The following is a 5,951-nucleotide window of genomic DNA, read 5'->3' as shown; positions in this document are numbered from 1 at the left end:
TGAGTGGCTGATACACCGCTTTCGCGAGCAAGCCCGCTCCCACATTCCATCGCATTTCAAAATTTAAATATAAAAACGCGACATAAAAATGTCGCTTATCGGACAGTTCGCCCCGCAACAGTGCGTTTGACCCGCAAATTCGTTAGGCTAGCCGCCTCTTTATGCGTGTGCCTCCCAAAAGGAAGCCTCGCGCCAGACCGGTCGGTCCCCATCCGGACCGGCAGTATTTCCCTCATCCATAGGGAAGCCCTCTCTAAATTCCGATTCAGTAGTGTGGTATTTCCTCAAATGAAAGTGTTGAAAAGCCAGGACATCCTGGCGTTGGGCTTTATGACTTTTGCCCTGTTCGTGGGCGCCGGCAACATCATCTTCCCGCCAATCGTCGGTTTGCAGTCCGGGTCTCATGTCTGGATGGCAGCGCTGGGCTTCCTGATCACCGCGGTCGGTTTGCCGGTGATCACCGTTGTCGCCCTGGCCAAGGTCGGTGGTGGCATGGACGCGTTGAGCAGTCCGATCGGCAAGATTGCCGGTGGCTTGCTGGCAGCGGCGGCCTACCTGGCTGTCGGCCCGTTGTTCGCCACCCCGCGAACCGCCACCGTTTCCTTTGAAGTGGGCCTGGCGCCGCTGACCGGTGAAAGCCCGCTGGCGCTGTTCCTCTACAGCTCGGTGTACTTCCTGTTGGTGTTCTTCATCTCCCTGTACCCGGGCCGCCTGCTGGATACCGTCGGTCGTTTCCTGGCACCGTTGAAGATCATCGCCCTGGCCGTCTTGGGCATTGCTGCCTTTGCCTTGCCGGCCGGCGATGTGGGTGTTGCCACCCCTGAGTACGTGGCGGCACCGTTCTCCCAGGGCTTTATCAATGGTTACCTGACCATGGATACCCTCGGCGCGCTGGTATTCGGCATTGTGATCGTCAACGCGATCCGCTCCCGTGGCGTCGAGTCGCCGAAGCTGATCACCCGCTACGCGATCATCGCCGGGCTGATTGCCGGTGTGGGCCTGGCGCTGGTGTACATCAGCCTGTTCCGCCTCGGTTCGGGCAGCCATGAAGTGGCGGCCGGTGCCGCCAACGGCGCCGCCGTGCTGCACGCCTACGTCCAGCACACCTTCGGCTCCCTGGGCAGCGGCTTCCTCGCCGTGCTGATTTCCCTGGCGTGCCTGGTAACCGCGGTGGGCCTGACCTGCGCCTGCGCCGAGTACTTCAGCCGCGTACTGCCGCTGTCCTATAAGACCCTGGTGGTGATCCTGGCGGTATTCTCGCTGTTTGTGTCCAACCTGGGCCTGACCAAGCTGATCGCGTTCTCGATCCCGGTGCTGACAGCCATCTACCCGCCGTGCATCGTGCTGGTGGCCCTGAGCTTCTGTAAGGACTTCTGGCAGGAGCAGGGCCGGATCGTTGGCCCGGTGATGCTGGTGTCGTTCATCTTCGGTTGCATTGACGCGCTGAAGGGCGCGGGCCTGGCTGACTGGATGCCATCGCAACTGGCTCACCTGCCGCTGAGCGAGCAGGGCCTGGCGTGGCTGGTGCCTTCGGTGATGACGCTGGTGGTTGCGGTGGTGATTGACCGCCTGCTGGGCAAACGCAGTGAAGCGATGGCTTAAACGTTTAGCCACTAACTTGTGCCGAGGTTTAGTTCGAAGTTTCGAGCTGCCCGGCCGGGTTAAAAGCACCGGACAAAGTAAAGCCCGCTATTAAGCGGGCTTTCTTTTGCAACATGACTTTTCAAGTCACAGTGTTCAAGTCGTCAGACTCAAGAACCGGTTGCAGGTGTTGCTTCTTTCGCTGCAGCTTCGTTCGATTCAGCCTGAGCTTTGGCAGCATCGGCGTTTTCTTTCGCAGCGTCGTTCACTTTATCCTGTGCTTTCGCCATGTCTTTTTGAGCTTGCTCAGAGTGGGCTGCGGCGTCTTGGGCTTTGTCTTCGGATTTTTTGTCGCAGGCAGCGAGGCCGAGGGCAGCAGCCAGCATCATGGAAATAGCTAAAGTCTTGCGCATGGGGTGTTTCTCCTTATTGAAGATATCTACTGGCCTTTCGAGCCTATGCCCAACGCTTAGTTCCTTAAATCTCACAGATATATAAGGTTTTTCCCTAGGGAACTTTCAGCAAGGTTGTCTACTCCGCCGGCTCCACACTAATAAGAGTCTTTAACGAATGACCGAAAATCCTCTTTTATCCCGTGCCACGCGCTTTGTTTCAGCCTTGCGCCACTGCCAGGTGCTGGGCATCCAGGTGCACGCCGCCAGTGAGGACGGCATGACGCTGGTGCTGCCCTATGCTCCGCATATCGTCGGTGACCCGCAGACCGGCGTGATCCACGGCGGCGCCATCACATCCTTGATGGACACCGCCTGTGGCATGGCTACCTTGTGCGTACTACCGGAGTTCGAGGTTTGCCCGACCCTGGACCTGCGCATCGACTACATGCACCCGGCCGAGCCCTATAAACCGGTATTCGGCTTTGCCCAGTGCTACCGGGTGACCACCGACGTGATCTTCACCCGCGGCTTCGCCTACCAGGACGATCCGCAGCAACCGATTGCCCACGTGGTGGGCACGTTCATGCGCATGGGCAAGCGCCTCAAGGGCAGCCAGGGCCTGGGCAATGCAATCAAGGGAGAACAGGCATGACCCATCAATTCAAGACCCGTCTGCAGCAAGCCCACGAGCGCGGCAACTATGAAGCGCTGCTCAACCTGATTCCCTACGCCAAGCTGATTGGCATCGAATGCACGCGGCTGGGGGATGAATTGCTGTTTCGCATGCCGGCCAACAAGGACAACATTGGTAACCCGATATTGCCGGCGATCCATGGTGGGGTGATCGCAGGCTTTATGGAGCTGTCCGCAGCCTTGCATTTGCTGGTTTTCACCGGTGCGCCTGGTGTTCCCAAGATCATCGATTTCTCCCTGGATTACCTGCGCGCCGGCCAGTTTCGTGACACCTACGCCAAATGCCAGGTGTGGCGCCAGGGCCGGCGGGTGGCCAACGTGGCGATTACCGCGTGGCAAAGTACCCAGGCCGAACCGATTGCCACCGCCCGTGCGCATTTCAAGATTGAGGAACCTGCTCGCCCTTGAAATCCTGGTCTTAGCCCCCAACTTTGATGACAACCCGCCGCCAACCCTCAAGGGCGCGGCCACTGCCATCCAATTGGAGTTTGATGACCATGAGTGTGGAAACTCAAAAGGAAACCCTGGGCTTCCAGACCGAGGTGAAGCAACTGCTGCACCTCATGATCCATTCGCTGTATTCCAACAAGGAAATTTTCCTTCGCGAATTGATCTCGAACGCCTCTGACGCTGTCGACAAATTACGTTTCGAAGCCCTGTCCAAGCCTGAGTTGCTGGAAGGTGGCGCGGAACTGAAAATCCGTGTGAGCTTCGACAAGGACGCGAAAACCGTCACCCTCGAAGACAACGGTATCGGCATGAGCCGTGACGATGCGATCACCCACCTGGGGACCATCGCCAAATCCGGCACCGCTGATTTCATGAAGAACCTGTCGGGCGACCAGAAGAAAGATTCGCACCTGATCGGCCAGTTCGGCGTGGGCTTCTACTCGGCCTTCATCGTTGCCGACAAGGTTGAAGTATTCAGCCGCCGTGCCGGCCTTGCCGCCAGCGAAGGCGTGCACTGGTCTTCCAAGGGCGAGGGCGAATTTGAAATCGCCACTGTCGACAAGGCTGATCGTGGTACCCGCATCGTCCTGCACCTGAAGTCCGGTGAAGACGAGTTCGCCGATGGCTGGCGTCTGCGCAATATCATCAAGAAGTACTCCGACCATATCGCGTTGCCGATCGAGTTGCCGAAAGAACAAGCGGCGGCCGAAGGCGAAGAAGCCCCAGCCCAGGAATGGGAAGTGGTCAACCGCGCCAGCGCCCTGTGGACCCGTCCTCGTACCGAAGTCAAGGACGAGGAATACCAGGAGTTCTACAAGCACATTGCCCACGATTACGAAAACCCGCTGAGCTGGAGCCACAACAAGGTCGAAGGCAAGCTGGAATACAGCTCGCTGCTCTACGTACCGGCCCGTGCTCCGTTCGACCTGTACCAGCGTGAAGCGCCGAAAGGCCTGAAGCTGTATGTGCAGCGCGTATTCGTGATGGACCAGGCGGAATCGTTCCTGCCGTTGTACCTGCGCTTTATCAAGGGTGTGGTTGACTCCAACGACCTGTCGCTGAACGTGTCGCGGGAAATCCTGCAGAAAGACCCGATCATCGACTCGATGAAGTCGGCGCTGACCAAGCGTGTCCTCGACATGCTGGAAAAGCTGGCGAAAAACGAGCCTGAGCAATACAAGGGCTTCTGGAAAAACTTCGGCCAGGTCATGAAAGAAGGCCCGGCAGAAGATTTCGCCAACAAGGAAAAAATCGCCGGCCTGCTGCGTTTCGCATCGACCAACGGTGACGACGGCGAGCAGAACGTTTCCCTGGCTGAATACCTGGCGCGCGCCAAGGAAGGTCAGGACAAGATCTACTACCTGACCGGTGAAACCTACGCTCAGGTCAAGAACAGCCCGCACCTGGAAGTCTTCCGCAAGAAAGGCATCGAAGTGCTGCTGCTGACCGACCGCATCGACGAGTGGCTGATGAGCTACCTCAGCGACTTCGACGGCAAGAGCTTTGTTGACGTCGCCCGCGGCGACCTGGACCTGGGCAACCTGGATTCCGAAGAAGACAAGAAAGCCGCTGAAGAAGTGGCCAAGTCCAAAGAGGGTCTGGTTGAGCGAATCAAGACCGCCTTGGGCGATGCCGTCAGCGAAGTGCGGGTTTCCCACCGTCTGACCGATTCCCCGGCGATCCTGGCCATCGGCGAGCAGGACCTGGGCATGCAGATGCGTCAGATCCTGGAAGCCAGCGGTCAGAAGGTTCCGGATTCCAAGCCGATCTTTGAATTCAACCCGGCGCACCCGCTGATCGAGAAACTCGACGGCGAGCAGAGCGAAGAGCGGTTTGGCGACCTGTCGCACATCCTCTTCGACCAGGCAGCCCTGGCTGCCGGCGACAGCCTGAAAGACCCGGCCGCCTACGTGCGCCGACTGAACAAGCTGTTGGTTGAACTGTCGGTTTAACACCGTTGTAGAAAAACCCGCTTCGGCGGGTTTTTTCGTTCTGGAGCCTTTCACCTGGAGTAAATGATGAGCCAAATCACCGTGCGTTCCGTGGTCTATCAGATTGATGGCCAGTCTTATGAAAGCCGCCTGGCATTTGATGCCAGTCATAAGGGCCCGCTGCCAGGGTTGTTGATGGCGCCGAACTGGATGGGTGTCAGTGCCGGCGCTGAAGAGATCGCCAAGAGCGTGGCCAGCAAGGGCTACGTGGTGCTGCTTGCCGACCTGTACGGGCAAACCGTCCGCCCTTCGAACGGCGATGAAGCGGGTGCGGCGATGATGCCGTTGAAGAATGACCGGCCGCTGTTGAACAAGCGCATGCAGGTCGCGCTTGATCACCTGAAAACCCAGACTGAAGCGGCGGTGGATACCTCGAAGCTGGCGACCTTTGGTTTCTGCTTCGGTGGTTGCTGCTCCCTGGAGCTGGCACGTACCGGTGCACCGTTGAAAGCTGCCGTTTCGTTCCACGGCAGCCTCGACACGCCGAACCCGGCCGATGCAAAAAACATCAAGGGTTCCGTGCTGGTGTTGCACGGTGCTTCCGACCCGTTGGTGCCGAAGGAGCAACTGCCGGCGTTTGAAGACGAAATGAACGCCGCCGGTGTGGATTGGCAATTGCTGAGCTACGGCGGTGCGGTGCACTCGTTTACCGACCCGCACGCGAATGTGCCGGGCAAGATGATGTATGACGCGAAGACCGCTGCGCGGGCCTTTCAGTCGATGCATAACTTGCTGGATGAAGTGTTCAAGGGCTGATAGTTTGGTTGCCTGAGCTGGCCCCTTCGCGAGCAAGCCCGCTCCCACATTTTAACCGTGTACATCCTGAAGGAACGCGGTCGAA

The 5,951-nt window shown here is 58.4% G+C and carries 6 protein-coding genes; 5 read left to right on the top strand and 1 reads right to left on the bottom strand.

The window, feature by feature from the left end; genetic code table 11:
* The first annotated feature begins 288 nt into the window (after positions 1–288).
* Entirely contained in the window at positions 289–1,602 is a 1,314-nt protein-coding gene (gene brnQ, locus ACW9I6_RS30105) for a branched-chain amino acid transport system II carrier protein (RefSeq protein WP_457340155.1), read from the top strand.
* 149 nt (positions 1,603–1,751) lie between these two features.
* Here brnQ and ACW9I6_RS30100 read toward each other — a convergent pair whose 3' ends face one another.
* Positions 1,752–1,994 (bottom strand): hypothetical protein, encoded by a 243-nt coding sequence (locus ACW9I6_RS30100; RefSeq protein ID WP_003210564.1) that lies wholly within the window; start codon positions 1,992–1,994, stop codon positions 1,752–1,754.
* A 157-nt stretch (positions 1,995–2,151) separates the two neighbouring features.
* Between ACW9I6_RS30100 and ACW9I6_RS30095 the strand changes: the two genes are divergently transcribed.
* From ACW9I6_RS30095 to ACW9I6_RS30080, 4 genes are all read left to right on the top strand, one after another.
* Positions 2,152–2,628, top strand: coding sequence for a PaaI family thioesterase (locus ACW9I6_RS30095; protein ID WP_457340154.1), 477 nt, complete (start codon positions 2,152–2,154; stop codon positions 2,626–2,628).
* On the top strand, positions 2,625–3,077 hold the full coding sequence (locus ACW9I6_RS30090) for a PaaI family thioesterase (RefSeq protein WP_177087546.1): 453 nt from the start codon (positions 2,625–2,627) through the stop codon (positions 3,075–3,077). The genes ACW9I6_RS30095 and ACW9I6_RS30090 overlap by 4 nt, the downstream gene beginning before the upstream one ends.
* An 89-nt stretch (positions 3,078–3,166) precedes the next feature.
* Positions 3,167–5,071, top strand: a complete 1,905-nt coding sequence (htpG, locus tag ACW9I6_RS30085) for a molecular chaperone HtpG (RefSeq protein WP_003210561.1) — start codon at positions 3,167–3,169, stop codon at positions 5,069–5,071.
* 66 nt (positions 5,072–5,137) lie between these two features.
* Positions 5,138–5,866 (top strand): dienelactone hydrolase family protein, encoded by a 729-nt coding sequence (locus ACW9I6_RS30080; protein ID WP_008434010.1) that lies wholly within the window; start codon positions 5,138–5,140, stop codon positions 5,864–5,866.
* Positions 5,867–5,951 lie beyond the last annotated feature (85 nt).

The organism is Pseudomonas sp. SDO5522_S412 (genome assembly GCF_054071215.1).
The sequence above is the reverse complement of the archived record's forward strand: the minus strand, read 5'-3'. Positions and strand labels throughout refer to the sequence as shown.

Bases quoted from the DNA above. Each gene is read 5' to 3' on its own strand.
- brnQ (WP_457340155.1), top strand. From the start codon at position 289: ATGAAAGTGTTGAAAAGCCAGGACATCCTGGCGTTGGGCTTTATGACT.
- ACW9I6_RS30100 (WP_003210564.1), bottom strand. From the start codon at position 1,994: ATGCGCAAGACTTTAGCTATTTCCATGATGCTGGCTGCTGCCCTCGGC.
- ACW9I6_RS30095 (WP_457340154.1), top strand. From the start codon at position 2,152: ATGACCGAAAATCCTCTTTTATCCCGTGCCACGCGCTTTGTTTCAGCC.
- ACW9I6_RS30090 (WP_177087546.1), top strand. From the start codon at position 2,625: ATGACCCATCAATTCAAGACCCGTCTGCAGCAAGCCCACGAGCGCGGC.
- htpG (WP_003210561.1), top strand. From the start codon at position 3,167: ATGAGTGTGGAAACTCAAAAGGAAACCCTGGGCTTCCAGACCGAGGTG.
- ACW9I6_RS30080 (WP_008434010.1), top strand. From the start codon at position 5,138: ATGAGCCAAATCACCGTGCGTTCCGTGGTCTATCAGATTGATGGCCAG.